Source organism: Escherichia sp. E14S1 (assembly GCF_004211995.1).
In the GTDB taxonomy this organism is placed as follows: Bacteria; Pseudomonadota; Gammaproteobacteria; order Enterobacterales; family Enterobacteriaceae; genus Escherichia.
Window position 1 is genome coordinate 72,742 of record NZ_RHJQ01000010.1, and the last position, 17,989, is coordinate 90,730.

Genomic DNA, 17,989 nt, shown 5'->3' on the forward strand with positions numbered 1-17,989 from the left:
AATAGTTTTAAAAAGCAGAAGCGTGATTACTCTCACACAACACCTCTGCTTTCCATGTTATTTCTTATCGCAATTACTAGAGACCTGAGAAAAGTAATCCACCTGAAAGGGCGGCTTACTTTTCTCTTTTTTTGTCTATTACAAATGGGAATACGATATGCAACACAACTCATATCGCCGTTGGATAACCCTCGCGATAATTAGTTTTAGCGGCGGCGTAAGTTTTGATCTGGCTTATTTACGTTATATTTATCAAATTCCCATGGCGAAATTTATGGGATTCAGCAATACCGAGATAGGTTTAATAATGAGTACATTTGGTATTGCGGCCATTATTCTTTATGCCCCCAGCGGCGTTATTGCCGATAAATTTTCACACCGCAAAATGATTACTTCCGCGATGATCATTACCGGGTTGCTGGGCCTGATAATGGCAACCTATCCACCACTCTGGGTAATGCTCTGTATTCAGGTCGCCTTTGCGATAACCACTATTTTAATGCTGTGGTCAGTGTCGATTAAAGCCGCCTCATTACTTGGCGATCATAGCGAGCAAGGGAAGATCATGGGCTGGATGGAAGGGCTGCGCGGCGTCGGTGTAATGTCGCTGGCGGTGTTTACCATGTGGGTCTTTTCTCGCTTTGCACCGGATGACAGCGCCAGCCTGAAAACGGTCATTATTATCTACAGTGTGGTTTACATCTTATTGGGGATTCTGTGCTGGTTTTTTGTTAGCGATAACAACAACCTGCGCAGTGCCAATAACGAAGAAAAACAGTCATTCCAGCTTAGCGACATCCTGGCCGTTTTGCGCATCAGCACCACCTGGTATTGCAGCATGGTGATTTTTGGCGTCTTCACCATCTACGCCATTCTGAGTTACTCCACCAACTATCTGACCGAGATGTACGGCATGTCGCTGGTGGCGGCGAGCTACATGGGGATTGTGATCAACAAAATCTTCCGCGCACTGTGCGGTCCACTTGGCGGCATCATCACCACCTACAGCAAAGTGAAATCCCCTACCCGCGTGATCCAAATCCTTTCCATCATCGGCCTGCTGGCACTGACTGCCCTACTCGTTACCAACTCTAACCCGCAATCGGTCGCGATGGGGATTGGCCTGATTTTACTACTGGGATTCACCTGTTACGCCTCACGCGGGCTGTACTGGGCCTGCCCCGGCGAAGCGAGAACACCGTCTTACATTATGGGTACCACGGTAGGTATTTGTTCGGTGATTGGATTCCTGCCGGATGTCTTCGTTTACCCGATTATCGGTCACTGGCAGGACACCCTGCCCGCTGCAGAAGCCTACCGCAACATGTGGCTGATGGGCATGGCGGCCCTCGGCATGGTGATCGTCTTTACCTTTTTGCTGTTCCAAAAAATTCGTACTGCTGATATCGCCCCCGCAACGGCTAACAGCAAGTAAGCCAGAAAAATTACAGGAGAAAAATCATGTCGAAGAAATACATCATAGGGATTGATGGCGGAAGTCAGAGCACAAAAGTAGTGATGTACGATCTGGAAGGTAATGTAGTTTGCGAAGGTAAAGGCTTATTACAGCCGATGCACACGCCGGATGCCGATACCGCAGAACATCCTGACGACGATTTATGGGCATCATTATGTTTTGCCGGTCACGATTTAATGAGCCAGTTTGCCGGGAATAAAGAAGATATTGTTGGCATCGGCCTGGGATCAATCCGTTGCTGCCGTGCGTTACTAAAAGCCGATGGCACGCCTGCTGCTCCGTTGATTAGCTGGCAGGATGCACGCGTTACACGCCCTTACGAACATACGAATCCTGACGTGGCGTATGTCACCTCTTTTTCGGGTTATCTGACGCACCGTTTAACGGGGGAATTAAAAGATAATATCGCCAACTATTTTGGTCAGTGGCCGGTGGATTATAAGAGCTGGGCATGGAGTGAAGATGCTGCGGTAATGGAGAAGTTTAATATCCCCCGCCAGATGCTTTTTGATGTGCAAATGCCAGGCACTGTTCTTGGGCATATCACACCTCAAGCCGCGCTGGCAACGCATTTCCCGGCTGGGCTGCCCGTAGTTTGTACCACCAGCGATAAACCGGTAGAAGCTCTGGGAGCCGGGTTACTGGATGATGAAACGGCAGTAATTTCTCTTGGCACTTACATCGCATTGATGATGAACGGTAAAGCACTGCCGAAAGATCCGCTGGCGTACTGGCCGATTATGTCTTCTATTCCGCAAACGTTGCTTTATGAAGGTTACGGTATCCGAAAAGGCATGTGGACGGTGAGCTGGCTGCGCGACATGTTAGGCGAGTCGTTAATTCAGGATGCCAAAGCACAAGATCTTTCACCGGAAGATTTGCTCAACAAAAAAGCTTCTTGTGTGCCACCTGGCTGTAATGGTCTGATGACAGTGCTGGACTGGCTGACCAATCCGTGGGAACCCTACAAGCGTGGGATTATGATCGGCTTTGATTCCAGCATGGATTACGCATGGATATATCGCTCGATACTGGAAAGCGTGGCGCTAACGCTGAAGAACAATTACGACAATATGTGTAATGAAATGAATCACTTTGCGAAGCATGTGATCATTACTGGCGGTGGTTCGAACAGCGATCTGTTTATGCAGATTTTTGCCGATGTATTCAATCTTCCGGCGCGCCGTAATGCCATTAACGGTTGTGCAAGCCTGGGGGCGGCGATCAACACGGCTGTAGGGCTTGGTCTGTATCCAGATTACGCAACGGCTGTCGACAAAATGGTTCGCGTGAAAGATGTCTTTATGCCGATTGAGAGCAATGCCAAACGCTACGATGCGATGAATAAAGGTATTTTCAAAGATTTAACCAAACATACTGATGTGATCCTGAAAAAATCGTATGAAGTGATGCATGGTGAGCTGGGGAATGCGGATTCAATCCAGAGCTGGTCGAATGCGTAAATGAGGAAGACCGGGCGGGAAACTGCCCGGCCAGAACATACCTGAATGGTTATCCCCGGCTGACGCGGGGAGCTCATAGTCGAAGTCTTCATGACTTCCTTGATATTCGGTTTATCCCCGCTGGCGCGGGGAACTCTCTAAACATAACCTATTATTAATTAATGATTTTTAAGCCAGTCACAATCTACCAACTTTACAGAATCACACAAACAACATATCCATTATGTTAAAGAGCACTTAATCCATTGATTGAAAAGATAAATATATAAAATAACTCTATACAAACTAAAATCTACCAAACTCCGACGTAATAATTTTCACTCCAGTGAAAAATTAACGCCACAGAATTTGTAGAGAATGACAATGATTAGCCCGGAATGGGCAAAATGGATGAGTGTTCAGAGGCGACAAAAAATATAAATGAGTGGGAGTCTTTACAAACCCCACCCATTTACAACGCTTATAAATGTTTAATCAGGCAATATTTAAATATTTATGTGTTTGCATCGACAAACGCCAGTTACGCGCAATGCAAGTTTCAATGCACAAACGCGTAGCATCTTCCTTCTGGCTAATTGGCTGAAGTGCAATGATTCGCGGTTTATCATCGGTCAGCGTCGCCAGCAATTCATCCAGTGCTTCGATATCCCGTACGCGTCCAACTGGGTGTTTGATTTCGTTAGCTCGCTCCAGGGCTTGCGACAATACTTCATAACCGCCACGCATATTCAGTTTTGGCGACACGGTGACCCAGGTATTCGGCGTACAACGCACTTCATGAGTACCGCTGGTTTCTATCTGGCAACTGAAACCGTTCTTTTCGAGCAGGTCAGTTAGTGGCATCAAGTCATGAATACAAGGTTCACCACCCGTAATCACCACGTGACGCGCGGTGTATCCCTGACGACCGATGACTGCGAGCAAGTCTTCACTGCTTGCTGCTCCCCACTTATCACTCTCTTTCGTTTTCCCCAGAATGCTGAAAAGGGAAACTTCCCGATCCTCAAGCTTTTCCCATGTGTGTTTGGTGTCGCACCAGGCACAGCCGACCGGGCATCCCTGTAAACGAATAAAAATGGCGGGGACGCCGGTAAAGTAACCCTCACCTTGCAGGGTCTGGAACATCTCGTTAATCGGGTACTGCATAGCATTCTCTGAGAAGTGGATAATTGTTAATTATTGCAGATCCTGCCGCAATATTCATGCTTTATTAACATTCTGTTACAGGCGGGTTTAAGGTAAAAAGTGAATCAGATCATTAAGAATAAAATGAAGCGGCGTATTATGTTTTAAGGAATTAAATAAAAGGGATTTAAACATGTTTAGAATATTCATCGTATTTATATTTATTTTCAATTTATCAGGTTGCGGTTATAACGATATTCAAACCTATGATGAACAGGTCAATGCCTCCTGGTCAGAAGTATTGAATCAGTATCAACGCCGTGCAGATCTTATTCCTAATCTTGTCGCCAGCATTAAAGGTTATTCCAGCCATGAAAAAGAGGTACTGGAGGCCGTTACGTTAGCTCGTAGTCAAGCTAATCGTGCCAGCAGCGATCTTCAGCAAGCTCCGGGAGATGAGCAAAAATTACAAGCCTGGCAACAAGCTCAGGCGCAGGTAACTCGCACTCTCGGGCAGTTAACGATTATTAGTGAACGTTATCCAGAATTAAAGGCTCAGGAACTCTATCAAAATTTAATGGTACAACTCGAAGGAAGCGAAAATCGAATTGCTGTCGCGCGAGGAAGATATATTAAAGCCATTGAACAATATAATGTCACTATCCGCAAATTTCCCGCAGTGTTAACCGCAAAGGTCATGGATTACACACCAAAGAAAAATTATTTGCCGGATGATGTCGCCGCAGTAAGCAAAGCCCCAACAATAGATTTTAGCCAGAATGCTAATGCTCATTAGGTGAGTTAATTATATGAAAAATTTTATCTTACTTCTTGTTCTGGTCTGTTCATCTGCGTTTGCAGTGCAAGTTCCAGTACCTGAATTACCTAAATATATGAATGATTTAACAGGGACATTAACCAGAGGGGAAGTAAGTACGCTGACCAGCCAGATTAAAGCCCTGACGCAAAAAGAACAGACGCAGCTTGTGGTATTGGTGGTTGAAACCACAGGCGAAGAAACCATCGAGCAATATGCAACACGTGTGTTCGAGAGTTGGCAGCCCGGCCATAAAGGTCGTGATGACGGTATTTTACTGGTAGTTGCCTGGCAAGATCATACAGTTCATATTGAAATCGGTTACGGGCTTGAGGGTATTCTTACGGATGCACAGTCCGGGCAAATTATTCGCAACAGTATTATTCCAGCGTTTAAAAAAGGCGACCTTACTGGCGGCTTGCAACAGGGTATCAGTGATATTGAAACCCGACTATCAGGAAATGATTTAGTCTATAACACATCGCCCGATCACCCTTTACCCTTTAGCGGTTGGTGGGCTTTGTTAGTCTGGGCGATAGCACTGACGTTTATTTCTGCCAGAGGATATGTCAAAACGCTGGGAGTGATTTGCTTTGCTGCCATAGTACTGGCTTTTGTACTTCCCATCGCTGGATATAGCGGGAGCAGGGGAGTTCCTGCCACATTATTATGTTTCGCCACACCGTTCCTGGCCGTAGCTATCGCTTTCACACCTTTCGGCAGAAAGGTGCGTGATTCAATGCGTAGTGCCAACCGACCGTCACGTTACGAAAGAAGCAACTCGGCCTCCTGGCATTCTTCATCATCGTCGTCATCTTCCTCTTCATCCTCTTTCGACAATGACAATTTCAGCGGTGGTGGCGGTTCGTCTGGTGGCGGTGGCGCTTCCGGGCGCTGGTGATCGTAATGCGCTTAATCTTTATTTTACTCGCTTTGTGGTGCCTTCCGGTGCTTGCCCAGCAAATTGCTGTGCCGGAGTTGCGCCACCAGGTGACCGATATTACTGGTACGTTAAGCTCGTCTGAACAACAATCACTGACACAGCAGCTGCAGGATATTACACAAAAAACACGAGCCCAGGTCGCCGTATTAATTGTGCCATCCACCGGGGACGATACCATTGAACAATATGCAACTCGCGTTTTTGATAGCTGGAAACTGGGGGATGAGCGGCGTGACGATGGTATTCTGATCCTGGTCGTCTGGGAAGATCGTAAAGTTCGCATTGAAGTGGGCTACGGGCTGGAAGGGGTGGTTACCGACCTGCAAGCGGCGAAGATTATCCGTGATATATTAATCCCTGCTTTCAAAAGTGATGACCTTATGGGTGGGTTAACACTGGCAAGCGAAAATATTGGCGCACTTCTGCTGAATGGTGAATTACCGGAAAACAGGGGGAATTACTACAGTATCAATCCCCCTATTCCATTATCGCTTGCTGTAATTATATTACTGGCGGTGCTTTCATATTTTATTGTTTTTACCGATCCGTCAAATCTCCCCTGGATAGCACTCACTGGCGCCATTTACGGGATGGTATTCCTCTATGTTGCAGAGCCAGGACCATGGACGAATTTAATCGTTGCCTGCGGTATGTTAACGCCTTTTGCGATCGTAGTGCTGCTTATCTTTTGGCTTATCGTTAGTAAAAAACTACGCGCCAAATATAAGAAACTCGGTAAAGAAAGAGCTTCAAGAAAAGGTTCTTCTTCATCCTCTTCCGGTGGAGGCTCAAGTGGTGGCGGGTTTAGCGGCGGCGGCGGATTTAGCGGAGGTGGTGGTTCATCTGGAGGCGGTGGTTCCTCAGGCCGCTGGTAACTCGACCATAAAAAATGCCAGCCCGAAGGCTGGCATTTTTAAATCAGATAAAGTCAGACTTATGCCTGGCCTTTGATCTCTTTACGACCGTTGTACGGTGCTTTTTCGCCCAGAGCTTCTTCGATACGAATCAGCTGGTTGTATTTAGCAACACGGTCAGAACGGCTCATAGAACCAGTTTTGATCTGGCCTGCAGCAGTACCAACAGCCAGGTCAGCGATGGTAGCGTCTTCAGTTTCGCCAGAACGGTGAGAGATAACTGCAGTGTAGCCAGCGTCTTTCGCCATCTTGATTGCAGCCAGAGTTTCGGTCAGAGAACCGATCTGGTTGAATTTGATCAGGATGGAGTTAGCGATGCCTTTTTCGATACCTTCTTTCAGGATCTTGGTGTTGGTTACGAACAGGTCGTCACCAACCAGCTGGATTTTGTCGCCCAGAACTTTGGTCTGGTATGCGAAACCGTCCCAGTCAGATTCGTCCAGACCGTCTTCGATAGAAACGATCGGGTACTGTTTGGTCAGTTCTTCCAGGAAGTGAGTGAATTCTTCAGAGGTGAAAGCTTTGTTACCTTCGCCAGCCAGAACGTATTTACCGTCTTTGTAGAATTCAGAAGCTGCGCAGTCCATCGCCAGAGTGATGTCTTTGCCCAGTTCATAGCCAGCAGCTTTAACAGCTTCAGCGATAACAGCCAGAGCTTCAGCGTTGGAACCCAGGTTCGGCGCATAGCCACCTTCGTCACCAACTGCAGTGTTCATGCCTTTCGCTTTCAGAACTTTTGCCAGGTGATGGAAAACTTCAGAACCCATGCGGATGGCTTCTTTCACAGTTTTCGCGCCAACCGGCTGAATCATGAATTCCTGGATATCAACGTTGTTGTCAGCGTGCTCACCACCGTTGATGATGTTCATCATCGGAACCGGCATGGAGTATTTGCCCGGAGTACCGTTCAGTTCAGCGATATGCTCGTACAGCGGCATACCTTTAGCAGCTGCAGCAGCTTTGGCGTTAGCCAGAGATACAGCCAGGATTGCGTTTGCGCCGAAGTTAGATTTGTTTTCGGTGCCGTCCAGGTCGATCATGATCTTGTCAATGCCAGCCTGATCTTTGGCATCTTTGCCAATCAGCGCCTGAGCGATCGGGCCGTTAACCGCAGCAACAGCTTTGGTTACGCCTTTGCCCAGGAAACGGGATTTGTCGCCATCGCGCAGTTCCAGAGCTTCACGGGAACCAGTAGAAGCACCTGATGGAGCAGCTGCCATACCGACGAAACCACCCTCCAGATGTACTTCGGCTTCAACAGTCGGGTTACCACGGGAGTCGATGATTTCACGACCGATGATTTTTACGATTTTGGACATTAGGTTTTCCTCAAGTCACTAGTTAAACTGAAACTCCAGACAAACAACGCGTACCCAGGGTACGCGTTGCCGTTCTAACTTTTTTACTTACTTCGCCTGACGTTTCTGGAACTCGCTGGCGGCTTTTACAAAGCCAGCAAACAGCGGGTGGCCATCACGTGGAGTAGAAGTAAACTCCGGATGGAACTGACAAGCCACGAACCACGGGTGATTCGGAACTTCGATGATCTCGACCAACTGATCATCCCCGGAACGGCCCGCAACGCGCAGACCTGCATCTTCAATCTGTTTCAGCAGCATGTTGTTGACTTCGTAGCGGTGACGATGACGCTCAACAATTGTCGGCGCATTGTACAGCTGGCGAACCAGGCTATTGTCAACCAGCTGGCACTGCTGTGCGCCAAGACGCATGGTGCCACCGAGATCGCTCTTCTCGCTACGAACTTCAACGTTGCCGTTTTCATCGCGCCACTCGGTAATCAGCGCCACAACCGGGTACTTACAGTCTGGCACAAATTCCGTAGAGTTGGCGTTCTCCATGTTGGCAACATGGCGAGCGTAATCAATTAACGCCACCTGCATACCCAGGCAAATGCCCAGATAAGGAATATTGTTCTCACGCGCAAAGCGCGCGGTAGTAATCATGCCTTCTACGCCACGATAGCCGAAACCGCCAGGTACGAGGATCGCGTCCAGACCTTTAAGGATTTCAACACCGCGCGTTTCAACATCTTGTGAATCGATCAGTTTGATGTTGACGCTGACACGATTTTTCAGCCCGCCGTGTTTCAGTGCTTCAATCACTGATTTGTAAGCGTCCGGCAGTTCAATGTACTTACCGACCATACCGATGGTGACTTCACTCACCGGATTCGCTTCTTCGAAGATAACCTGTTCCCATTCGGACAGATTCGCTTCCGGGCAGTTTAAGCTGAATCGTTTACAAATATAATCGTCCAGCCCCTGAGATTTCAACAGGCCCGGAATTTTATAGATGGAATCGACGTCTTTCAGAGAAATAACCGCTTTTTCCGGAACATTACAGAACAATGCAATCTTCGCACGTTCGTTCGCCGGTACAGCGCGATCTGAACGACAAATCAGGATGTCAGGCTGGATACCGATGGAGAGCAGCTCTTTTACAGAGTGCTGGGTCGGTTTGGTTTTGACTTCACCAGACGCTGCCATGTACGGCACCAGCGTCAGGTGCATAAACAGAGTGTGCTCACGGCCAATTTCAACAGCCAACTGGCGAATCGCTTCGAGGAACGGCAGGGATTCGATGTCACCTACGGTACCGCCGATTTCGACCAGAACCACGTCGTGGCCTTCGCCACCTGCAAGAACGCGTTCTTTGATAGCGTTAGTGATGTGTGGAATAACCTGTACGGTTGCGCCGAGGTAGTCACCGCGGCGTTCTTTACGCAGAACGTCTGAGTAGATACGACCCGTGGTGAAGTTGTTGCGGCGGCTCATTTTGGTACGAATGAAACGCTCGTAGTGACCCAGGTCCAGGTCGGTTTCAGCGCCGTCTTCAGTAACGAACACTTCCCCGTGTTGGATTGGGCTCATAGTACCTGGATCGACGTTGATGTACGGATCCAGTTTCATGATAGTCACATTGAGGCCACGGGCTTCAAGAATGGCTGCGAGGGAGGCTGCGGCAATGCCTTTACCCAGAGAGGATACGACCCCGCCGGTCACAAAAATATAGTTCGTTGTCATGCTGAACCTGAGAAGTTAGGTTGAAAAGACGATGGAATAACCAGGACGGGAAAGCAGTATACCCGAACATGACCTGTGCCACAAACTTTCATTATCCCTCCTCTTCGCCAGCGCACCATTGAAATCAGGAGTGAGAAAATAGCCCCTTTGGGGTAAATGTTTTTGACGCAAATCAAGCGCTTGTCATTTAAAAAATGACACAAATGGCGCTTGACCGCGTAATTCCCTTAGAGATCAATTTCCTGCCGTTTTACCTGTTGCCAGACTTCTTCCATTGTTTCGAGGTCAACACCTGTCATTTCCAGTCCACGCGCGGCAACAATACGCTCCACTTCGCGAAAACGACGCTCGAATTTTTCGTTCGCTTTTTGCAATGCGATTTCTGCTTTCGTCCCTAAATGGCGAGCCAGATTAACCGTGGCAAACAGCAGGTCGCCCATTTCCTCCTCCAGTTTAGCCTGGTCGACAACAGCCTGCCGCGCCTCGTACATCACCTCGTCGATCTCTTCGTAGACTTTATCAACCACCGGGCCAAGCGTCGTCCAGTCGAAGCCAACGTTGGCACAACGTTTCTGGATTTTTTGTGCGCGCATTAAAGCCGGCAAACTGCGAGGAATATCGTCCAGCGCCGAATGCTGTGCTTTCTGCGCGCGTTCTTCGGTTTTGATCTGCTCCCAACGGGCGAGAACTTCACTGCTGTTTTCGGCAGAACTATCAGCAAAAACATGCGGATGGCGACGCTCTAATTTATCGCTGATCGCAGCACAAATATCATTAAAGTCAAAGCGCCCTTCTTCCTGGGCCATTTGCGCGTAAAACACCACCTGGAACAACAGATCGCCCAGTTCACCGCGCAGATCGTCAAAGTCTTCGCGGGCAATGGCGTCCAGCACTTCGTAGGTTTCTTCAAGGGTATAAGGCGCAATAGACGCAAATGTCTGCTCCTTATCCCACGGGCAGCCGTTTTCCGGATCGCGCAGGCGCTGCATGATAGTGAGTAAACGGTCGATTTGATTCATTGGAATGTCCTGAAAATTGCGGGTCTGTCAGGTGGAAGCCTGTGACCAGAATAGAAGTGAGTTAGTAACACTTACCCAATCAGCACGTTAATTTTGGCTTTAATGAGTTGTAATTCCTCTGGGGTAACCGTTCCTTTCTTCGTTGCTCCTCTTGCCCGCCAGGCGATTCTTTTTACCTGATCAGCTAACGCTACGCCATCACGTTCCTGACCGGACAAAACAACTTCGAACGGATATCCTTTTGATTGTGTTGTACAAGGAACACACAGACACATACCTGTTTTGTTGTTATACATGAACGGACTCAGGACAACAGCCGGACGATGTCCGGCTTGCTCGCTACCTTTTGTCGGGTCAAAATCAACCCAAATCAGATCGCCCATATCGGGTACGTATCGGCTTACCATTACCAGACTTCCTTATCTTTCGGCTCCCCCCAGTCGATATTCTCGTGGAGGTTTTCCGGCGTGATGTCGTTGACCAGTTCAGCAAGCGTAAATACGGGCTCTTTACGCACTGGCTCAATAATTAATTTGCCATCCACCAGGTCAATCTTCACTTCATCATCAATATTCAGATTGAGCGCCTGCATTAACGTAGCCGGGATCCGCACTGCAGGAGAATTTCCCCAACGCTTTACGCTACTGTGGATCATAACCCTTTCCTCAAACCGCTATCATATGTAGATACAGTATATATCAATCTACATTGTAGATACGAGCAAATTTCGGCCTAACTCCCGTGCAGTCGACGCGCGTCGATAACATCCGGCACCTGATTGAGTTTACCCAGCACGCGGCCCAGCACCTGCAGGTTATAAATCTCAATGGTCATATCGATGGTTGCCAGTTGCTGTTTGGTATCGCTACGGCTGGCAACGCCAAGCACGTTCACCTTCTCGTTGGCGAGAATGGTCGTGATATCACGCAACAACCCACTACGATCATTAGCCAGCACGCGGACCACCAGCGAATATCCGGCGGAGTAGCTCTCGCCCCATACTGCATCAACAATGCGTTCTGGCGCATGGGAGCGTAGCTCCACCAGTTGTTCACAATCGGCGCGGTGCACAGAAATACCGCGTCCCTGAGTAATGAAACCAACAATTTCATCACCAGGAATCGGCTGACAGCAGCGCGCGATGTGGTGCATCAGATTGCCGACACCTTCTACTACCACGCGCCCGTTATCTTTACTGCGGTTTTGCGGGGCATGGCTTTTTTGCTGAAGCTGCTTCAGCGCGGCGGCGTCCTGCTCTTCGGCACTCGGCTTATTAAATTGCGATTGCAGGAAATTCACCATCTGATTGAGCCGGATATCCCCGCCCCCAATCGCCGCCAGCAACTCGTCGACATCATTGAAGTTGTAACGCGGCAGCAGGTGTTTTTCTGCTTCTTTCAGGCTGATTCCCAGATGTTCCAGTTCGTCATCAAGGATTTGTCGTCCAGCCAGAATGTTTTTGTCACGATCCTGTTTACGGAACCAGGCATGAATTTTCGAACGCCCACGGCTGGTTGTGACATAGCCCAGGTTTGGGTTTAACCAGTCACGGCTGGGGTTGGGCTGTTTCTGGGTGATAATTTCAATCTGGTCGCCCATTTGCAGCTGGTAGGTGAACGGCACAATGCGCCCGCCAATTTTTGCCCCGATGCAGCGGTGTCCGACATCACTGTGGATGTGGTAAGCGAAGTCCAGCGGCGTTGATCCCGCAGGCAAATCAACGACATCACCTTTCGGCGTAAAGACGTATACCCGGTCGTCAAAGACCTGGCTGCGTACTTCGTCGAGCATTTCGCCGGAATCAGCCATCTCTTCCTGCCACGCAATCAGTTTACGCAGCCAGGCAATCCGGTCTTCATGTCCCGAACGCGCCCCGCCAGCAGCCGCACCTTCTTTGTATTTCCAGTGCGCAGCGACACCCAGCTCTGCATCTTCATGCATCTGTTTGGTGCGGATTTGGATCTCAACGGTTTTGCCACCCGGCCCCAGTACCACAGTATGAATAGACTGATAGCCGTTTGGTTTCGGATTTGCGACGTAATCATCAAATTCATCCGGCAAGTGGCGATAGTGAGTGTGCACTATCCCCAGCGCGGCGTAGCAGTCTTGTAAACGCTCGGCAACAATACGTACTGCACGGACATCAAACAGCTCATCGAAGGCGAGGTTCTTTTTCTGCATTTTGCGCCAGATGCTGTAGATGTGTTTCGGACGACCATACACCTCAGCTTTAACGCCTTCAGCTTTCATCTCAGCGCGCAGATGACCGACAAACTCTTCGATATAGTGTTCGCGGTCGAGACGGCGTTCATGCAGCAATTTGGCGATGCGCTTGTATTCAGTCGGGTGGAGATAACGGAAGCAGTAATCTTCCAGTTCCCATTTCAGTTGCCCGATCCCGAGACGGTTCGCCAGCGGCGCGTAGATATTGGTGCACTCTTTTGCTGCAAGTACGCGTTCATCTTCTGGCGCATCTTTTACTTCGCGCAGATGAGCAATACGCTCCGCCAGTTTGATGACCACGCAGCGGAAATCATCGACCATCGCCAATAACATCCGGCGAACGTTATCGACCTGTTCGGAGGAAACAGAATCAGTGTGCGTCGCTTTCAGCTGGCGGATTGCCGCCATATCGCGCACACCGTGAATAAGATTAACGACCGACTTACCGACGCTCTCGCGCAGTACGTCTTCGCTGACTACGTTGGCATCGGCCAGAGGGAACAGTAGCGCCGCCCGCAGCGTGTCAATGTCCATACTTAATGTCGAGAGGATCTCCACCATCTCGACACCACGCCACAACAGCAAACTGGCATCCGGATGCCCCTGCGTCTGCTGCAGACAATACGCCCAGGTTTCGGCTAAGCACTCACACGACTTCTGGCTGGCAATCCCCAGACTTGCGATCCATTTGTCCGGATCAAATTCACCAGCCTTATTGATATGTGCACTTCTTACCGCAACCATTGTCCTCTCCTTTAGGGACCTGACCTGCCGAAATCAGCAAATCGTAACTATTTAACGCGCGAAAAAAGCACCATCGATTCCAGATGCCCCGTGTGTGGGAACATATCCAGCATCGCCAGTCGCGCAATGGTATATCCTGCTTTTAATAACGCCTCGCTATCCCGAGCCAGCGTCGCAGGGTTACAGGATACATAAACTATACGAATGGGTTCCAGTTTTATAATTTGCTGCATGACGCCAGCAGCACCTGCTCGCGCCGGGTCCAGCAACACTTTGTCAAAGCCGTTTTTAGCCCACGGCTGCTTTGTGACATCATCTTCAAGATTTTCATGATAAAACGTCACATTTTGTAAACCATTAAGTCGCGCATTTTCCTGACCTTTCTCCACCAGCGCCGCAACACCTTCTACCCCTACCACGCTAGCCGCTCGTGCCGCTAATGGCAGTGTGAAATTGCCCATACCGCAGAACAGATCAAGCACGCTGTCTTCAGCCTGCACATCCAACCACTCCAGCGCGCGTGCCACCATTTTCTGGTTCACACCCGCGTTGACCTGAATAAAATCACGCGGGCTAAAAGTTAAACGCAACCCGTTTGAGTCATACCAGGGCATCTCGCCAGAGACGGTTTCGAGTATCTCACTATCGGGGGCGAGAAACAGATCCAGGCCTTCAGAATGCGAAAAGCGTTCCAGTTTTTCACGATCAGCCGAACTTAGCGGTGCGGTATGGCGTAAAATCATCAGCGTGCCGCTGGTTGCCTGCACCAGTTCAACGTGACCAAGATGGCGCATGGCTTGTAAGCTGGTCAGGCATGCCCTGACTTTGGGCAGCAATGCTTCAAGTTGGGGCGCTAAAATGGGGCATTGCTTAACATCGACAATGTCACTGGAACCCGCTTTGCGAAATCCCATCTGTAATTGTTGTGTTTTCGGCTGATAGTTCAGGCTTAAGCGCGCGCGGCGACGGTACCCCCAGGGAACATCGGCGATCACTTCAGAGACGTCGTGCTTCATTAACCGGGCGAGCGCCGCACTTTTGCTTCGCTGCTGTAGTTCGATGCTGGCGTGTTGTTGCTGACAGCCACCGCATACGCCAAAATGAGGGCAGCGTGGCGTTTCGCGTTCCGGGCTGTCGCTTAGCCTGCGCACGACTTTAGCGCGGGAATACTGTTTTTTATCTTCAGTAACAGTAACTTCCGCGTCTTCCTGCGGCAATAGCCCGGGGATAAATAACGCTTTTCCGTTATGTCGTGCCACGCCCTGACCAAAAGAGTCGAGGTCGTTGACTGAAACGGTTATGATCTGACGCGTCGTCACGCGTCGTTTTGCAGAGTAGAATTGCGCCATTGGCGAGACTTTCTCAATTTAACAGTGTGACCTTAATTGTCCCATAACGGAACTCCATGACCAACTACAGCCTGCGCGCACGCATGATGATTCTGATCCTGGCGCCGACCGTCCTTATTGGTTTATTGCTCAGTATCTTTTTCGTCGTGCATCGCTATAACGACTTGCAGCGTCAACTGGAAGATGCCGGTGCCAGCATTATTGAGCCGCTTGCAGTTTCTACTGAATATGGCATGAGCCTGCAAAATCGCGAATCTATCGGTCAGTTGATAAGCGTTTTGCATCGTCGCCATTCTGATATTGTTCGCGCCATTTCAGTTTACGATGAAAATAACCGACTCTTTGTCACCTCCAATTTTCATCTCGACCCTTCAGCAATGCAGCTCGGTAGTAACGTGCCATTTCCGCGCCAGCTCACTGTCACACGTGATGGCGATATTATGATTTTGCGTACGCCGATTATCTCCGAGAGTTATTCTCCCGACGAATCGCCCATTAGCGATGCCAAAAATAGTCAGAATATGCTGGGGTATATTGCTCTTGAGCTGGACCTTAAATCGGTGCGCTTACAGCAATATAAAGAGATTTTTATTTCCAGCGTGATGATGCTGTTCTGTATTGGTATTGCGCTTATTTTTGGCTGGCGACTCATGCGCGATGTAACCGGCCCGATTCGCAACATGGTGAATACTGTCGACCGCATCCGCCGAGGACAACTCGACAGCCGGGTGGAAGGATTTATGCTCGGCGAGTTGGATATGCTGAAAAACGGCATCAACTCGATGGCAATGTCTCTGGCGGCTTATCACGAAGAGATGCAGCACAATATCGACCAGGCGACGTCCGATCTGCGTGAAACGCTGGAGCAGATGGAAATTCAGAACGTTGAGTTGGACCTGGCGAAAAAGCGCGCCCAGGAAGCGGCGCGTATTAAGTCCGAGTTTCTGGCGAACATGTCACATGAGCTGCGTACACCGCTGAATGGGGTTATTGGCTTTACCCGCCTGACGCTGAAAACAGAATTAACGCCAACGCAGCGCGATCACCTGAACACGATTGAACGCTCGGCAAATAATTTGCTGGCAATTATTAATGATGTTCTCGACTTCTCGAAACTGGAAGCGGGCAAGCTGATTCTGGAAAGTATTCCGTTCCCGCTGCGCAGCACGCTGGATGAAGTGGTTACTCTTCTGGCGCATTCTTCTCACGATAAAGGGCTGGAATTGACGCTCAATATTAAGAGCGACGTGCCAGATAACGTGATAGGCGATCCGCTGCGTTTACAGCAAATCATCACTAACCTGGTAGGGAATGCGATTAAATTCACCGAGAATGGCAACATCGATATTCTGGTGGAAAAACGAGCGCTGAGTAATACCAAAGTTCAGATTGAAGTGCAGATCCGCGATACCGGTATTGGTATTCCTGAACGCGATCAATCGCGCCTGTTCCAGGCTTTCAGGCAGGCAGATGCCAGTATTTCACGCCGTCATGGCGGCACCGGGCTGGGGCTGGTAATTACGCAAAAACTGGTTAATGAGATGGGCGGAGATATCTCGTTCCATAGCCAGCCGAATCGTGGCTCAACCTTCTGGTTCCATATTAATCTCGATCTGAACCCGAATATTATTATTGAAGGACCATCCACCCAATGCCTCACAGGCAAACGCCTGGCTTATGTCGAACCGAACTCGGCAGCCGCGCAGTGCACGCTGGATATTTTAAGCGAAACACCGCTTGAGGTGGTCTACAGCCCAAGCTTCTCGGCACTCCCTCCCGCGCATTACGACATGATGTTGTTAGGGATTGCGGTGACTTTCCGCGAACCGCTAACGATGCAACATGAGCGGTTAGCGAAAGCGGTGTCGATGACCGATTTTCTGATGCTCGCCCTTCCGTGCCATGCACAGGTCAATGCCGAAAAACTCAAGCAAGATGGTATCGGCGCGTGTCTGCTGAAACCCCTGACGCCTACACGTCTGTTACCTGTACTGACCGAGTTTTGCCATCAAACACAAAATACGCTGTTGCCTGTCACCGACGAAAGTAAGCTGGTAATGACGGTTATGGCTGTTGATGATAATCCCGCCAACCTGAAACTTATCGGCGCATTGCTGGAGGACATGGTTCAGCATGTGGAGTTGTGCGATAGCGGACATCAGGCGGTTGAACGAGCAAAACAGATGCCGTTCGATTTAATCTTAATGGATATTCAAATGCCGGACATGGACGGCATTCGTGCATGCGAACTTATCCACCAGCTTCCGCACCAGCAACAAACGCCAGTCATCGCGGTGACTGCACATGCGATGGCTGGGCAAAAAGAGAAATTACTTGGCGCGGGGATGAGCGATTATCTGGCGAAACCGATAGAAGAAGAGCGATTGCATAATTTGCTGCTGCGCTACAAACCCGGCAGCGGCATTTCTTCCCGCGTTGTGACGCCAGAAGTGAACGAAATTGTGGTGAACCAGAATGCGACTCTGGACTGGCAACTGGCGCTACGCCAGGCCGCTGGCAAAACCGATCTGGCGCGCGATATGCTGCAAATGTTGCTCGATTTCCTGCCAGAAGTTCGTAACAAAGTTGAGGAACAACTGGTTGGGGAAAACCCGGAAGGCCTGGTTGATTTGATTCATAAACTGCATGGCAGTTGCGGCTATAGCGGTGTGCCGCGTATGAAGAATCTCTGTCAACTTATCGAACAACAGCTACGAAGCGGTACTAAAGAAGAAGATTTGGAGCCGGAGCTACTGGAATTGTTGGACGAGATGGATAATGTGGCACGCGAAGCCAGTAAAATTCTTGGGTAATAAATATTTTATCGAGTAAAAATCGGCTTCTTATGAAGCCGATTTCAGACTGGTGACA

Annotated in this window: 13 protein-coding genes and 1 pseudogene; 6 read left to right on the forward strand and 8 right to left on the reverse strand. The window is 49.4% G+C overall.

Annotated features, from left to right (window positions below; genetic code table 11):
• The first annotated feature begins 157 nt into the window (after positions 1-157).
• Both D9734_RS11980 and D9734_RS11985 read left to right on the forward strand, forming a co-directional pair.
• Positions 158-1,435 (forward strand): MFS transporter, encoded by a 1,278-nt coding sequence (locus tag D9734_RS11980; protein WP_130207674.1) that lies wholly within the window; start codon positions 158-160, stop codon positions 1,433-1,435.
• Between the two features lie 26 nt (positions 1,436-1,461).
• Positions 1,462-2,940, forward strand: coding sequence for an FGGY-family carbohydrate kinase (locus tag D9734_RS11985; protein ID WP_130207675.1), 1,479 nt, complete (start codon positions 1,462-1,464; stop codon positions 2,938-2,940).
• A gap of 474 nt (positions 2,941-3,414) precedes the next feature.
• Here the strand turns inward: D9734_RS11985 and queE are convergent, their stop codons facing one another.
• Positions 3,415-4,086 (reverse strand): 7-carboxy-7-deazaguanine synthase QueE, encoded by a 672-nt coding sequence (gene queE, locus D9734_RS11990; protein ID WP_130207676.1) that lies wholly within the window; start codon positions 4,084-4,086, stop codon positions 3,415-3,417.
• A 172-nt stretch (positions 4,087-4,258) separates the two neighbouring features.
• On the opposite strand from queE, the gene D9734_RS11995 reads away from it, so the two are divergent.
• The 3 genes and pseudogenes from D9734_RS11995 (at position 4,259) to D9734_RS12005 (ending at position 6,700) form a co-directional block, all read left to right on the forward strand.
• Positions 4,259-4,861: a LemA family protein gene (locus tag D9734_RS11995; protein ID WP_130207677.1), complete on the forward strand. Its 603-nt coding sequence runs from the start codon at positions 4,259-4,261 to the stop codon at positions 4,859-4,861.
• Positions 4,862-4,874: 13 nt separating this feature from the next.
• Positions 4,875-5,546 (forward strand): annotated as a pseudogene (locus tag D9734_RS12000) (YgcG family protein); the annotation flags it as partial.
• A 233-nt stretch (positions 5,547-5,779) separates the two neighbouring features.
• Positions 5,780-6,700, forward strand: a complete 921-nt coding sequence (locus D9734_RS12005; RefSeq protein WP_130207679.1) for a YgcG family protein — start codon at positions 5,780-5,782, stop codon at positions 6,698-6,700.
• Between the two features lie 59 nt (positions 6,701-6,759).
• On the opposite strand, the gene eno is transcribed toward D9734_RS12005, so the two are convergent.
• From eno to rlmD, 7 genes are all read right to left on the reverse strand, one after another.
• The gene (gene eno, locus D9734_RS12010) at positions 6,760-8,058 is read right to left on the reverse strand and encodes a phosphopyruvate hydratase (RefSeq protein WP_064528183.1); all 1,299 of its coding nucleotides are present in this window, start codon (positions 8,056-8,058) and stop codon (positions 6,760-6,762) included.
• 87 nt (positions 8,059-8,145) lie between these two features.
• Positions 8,146-9,783: a CTP synthase (glutamine hydrolyzing) gene (gene pyrG, locus D9734_RS12015; RefSeq protein ID WP_130207680.1), complete on the reverse strand. Its 1,638-nt coding sequence runs from the start codon at positions 9,781-9,783 to the stop codon at positions 8,146-8,148.
• Positions 9,784-10,010: 227 nt separating this feature from the next.
• Positions 10,011-10,802 carry a nucleoside triphosphate pyrophosphohydrolase gene (mazG, locus tag D9734_RS12020; RefSeq protein WP_112912024.1) on the reverse strand — a complete coding sequence of 264 codons (792 nt, stop codon included), beginning with the start codon at positions 10,800-10,802 and terminating at the stop codon, positions 10,011-10,013.
• A gap of 71 nt (positions 10,803-10,873) precedes the next feature.
• Entirely contained in the window at positions 10,874-11,209 is a 336-nt protein-coding gene (mazF, locus tag D9734_RS12025; RefSeq protein ID WP_130207681.1) for an endoribonuclease MazF, read from the reverse strand.
• Positions 11,209-11,457 (reverse strand): type II toxin-antitoxin system antitoxin MazE, encoded by a 249-nt coding sequence (gene mazE / locus D9734_RS12030; RefSeq protein WP_000581937.1) that lies wholly within the window; start codon positions 11,455-11,457, stop codon positions 11,209-11,211. The genes mazF and mazE overlap by 1 nt, the downstream gene beginning before the upstream one ends.
• Before the next feature lie 77 nt (positions 11,458-11,534).
• The gene (gene relA, locus D9734_RS12035; RefSeq protein WP_130207682.1) at positions 11,535-13,769 is read right to left on the reverse strand and encodes a GTP diphosphokinase; all 2,235 of its coding nucleotides are present in this window, start codon (positions 13,767-13,769) and stop codon (positions 11,535-11,537) included.
• 47 nt (positions 13,770-13,816) lie between these two features.
• Positions 13,817-15,118, reverse strand: a complete 1,302-nt coding sequence (gene rlmD, locus D9734_RS12040) for a 23S rRNA (uracil(1939)-C(5))-methyltransferase RlmD (protein WP_130207683.1) — start codon at positions 15,116-15,118, stop codon at positions 13,817-13,819.
• A gap of 56 nt (positions 15,119-15,174) precedes the next feature.
• On the opposite strand from rlmD, the gene barA reads away from it, so the two are divergent.
• Complete coding sequence (barA, locus tag D9734_RS12045; protein WP_130207684.1) at positions 15,175-17,931, forward strand: two-component sensor histidine kinase BarA; 2,757 nt, start codon at positions 15,175-15,177, stop codon at positions 17,929-17,931.
• The last annotated feature ends 58 nt before the right edge of the window (positions 17,932-17,989 follow it).

Bases quoted from the DNA above. Each gene is read 5' to 3' on its own strand.
- D9734_RS11980 (WP_130207674.1), top strand. From the start codon at position 158: ATGCAACACAACTCATATCGCCGTTGGATAACCCTCGCGATAATTAGT.
- D9734_RS11985 (WP_130207675.1), top strand. From the start codon at position 1,462: ATGTCGAAGAAATACATCATAGGGATTGATGGCGGAAGTCAGAGCACA.
- queE (WP_130207676.1), bottom strand. From the start codon at position 4,086: ATGCAGTACCCGATTAACGAGATGTTCCAGACCCTGCAAGGTGAGGGT.
- D9734_RS11995 (WP_130207677.1), top strand. From the start codon at position 4,259: ATGTTTAGAATATTCATCGTATTTATATTTATTTTCAATTTATCAGGT.
- eno (WP_064528183.1), bottom strand. From the start codon at position 8,058: ATGTCCAAAATCGTAAAAATCATCGGTCGTGAAATCATCGACTCCCGT.
- pyrG (WP_130207680.1), bottom strand. From the start codon at position 9,783: ATGACAACGAACTATATTTTTGTGACCGGCGGGGTCGTATCCTCTCTG.
- mazG (WP_112912024.1), bottom strand. From the start codon at position 10,802: ATGAATCAAATCGACCGTTTACTCACTATCATGCAGCGCCTGCGCGAT.
- mazF (WP_130207681.1), bottom strand. From the start codon at position 11,209: ATGGTAAGCCGATACGTACCCGATATGGGCGATCTGATTTGGGTTGAT.
- mazE (WP_000581937.1), bottom strand. From the start codon at position 11,457: ATGATCCACAGTAGCGTAAAGCGTTGGGGAAATTCTCCTGCAGTGCGG.
- relA (WP_130207682.1), bottom strand. From the start codon at position 13,769: ATGGTTGCGGTAAGAAGTGCACATATCAATAAGGCTGGTGAATTTGAT.
- rlmD (WP_130207683.1), bottom strand. From the start codon at position 15,118: ATGGCGCAATTCTACTCTGCAAAACGACGCGTGACGACGCGTCAGATC.
- barA (WP_130207684.1), top strand. From the start codon at position 15,175: ATGACCAACTACAGCCTGCGCGCACGCATGATGATTCTGATCCTGGCG.